This is a genomic window from Rhizobium sp. PEPV16, assembly GCF_008919455.1.
In the GTDB taxonomy this organism is placed as follows: Bacteria; Pseudomonadota; Alphaproteobacteria; order Rhizobiales; family Rhizobiaceae; genus Rhizobium; species Rhizobium leguminosarum_Q.
The window spans coordinates 1-678 of the sequence record NZ_VSZV01000018.1 but is presented as its reverse complement, the minus strand read 5'-3'; the positions used below and the strand labels follow the sequence as shown (position 1 = coordinate 678).

2 protein-coding genes are annotated in these 678 nt (G+C 62.1%); one reads left to right on the top strand and one right to left on the bottom strand.

Features of this window, described 5'->3' with window-relative positions; translation table 11 throughout:
* The coding region (locus FY112_RS00110; protein ID WP_181018104.1) for an aldo/keto reductase at nucleotides 1-211 on the top strand (211 nt) is incomplete at its 5' end.
* A gap of 79 nt (nucleotides 212-290) precedes the next feature.
* On the opposite strand, the gene ilvN is transcribed toward FY112_RS00110, so the two are convergent.
* Nucleotides 291-678 (bottom strand): acetolactate synthase small subunit (ilvN, locus tag FY112_RS00105; protein ID WP_151517330.1); only part of this gene is annotated, 388 nt, incomplete at its 5' end.

Sequence of the window (678 nt, the reverse complement as noted above, 5' to 3'; positions counted from 1 at the left end):
CGCCAAGGCCTATCAGGCAACGCCCGCCCAGCTGGCGCTCGCTTTCCTGCTGGAACGCGACGGCGTCATCGTCATCCCGAAGACCTCGAATGCCGAGCGCGCAGCCGAAAACCGCGACTGCGTCTCGCTTGATATCACCGACGACGACTGGGATGCCCTCGATGCCGCCTTTCCGCCGCCCACAAAGAAAAAGCCGCTGGAAATGCTCTGATCTCCAGCGGTTTTCCCAATTATTGCAGCATCCGGCTTAGATGCCCGGGCTGTGATCTTACATGCCCGGGCTGTAATATTTACATGCCCTGCACGCCGCGATTCATCGCCGCAATGCCGGTACGGCACACCTCAATGAGGCCGAGCGGCTTCATGATCGCCACGAACTGATCAATCTTCGATGATTTGCCGGTGATCTCCAGAATGAAGTGGCCGACCGTCGCATCCACCACCTTGGCATGGAAGGCATCGGCAAGGCGTAGGGTCTCGGCGCGCATCTCGCCCTCGCCGATCACCTTGACCAGCGCCACTTCGCGCTCGATCGGCCGATCCTGGCCAAGCTCGCGGGCGCGCACCGTCAGATCGACGACGCGGTGCACCGGCACGATGCGTTCCAGTTGCGCCTTGATCTGCTCCAGCACCTGCGGCGTCCCGCGTGTGACGACGGTGATGCGGGAAAGATGCGCC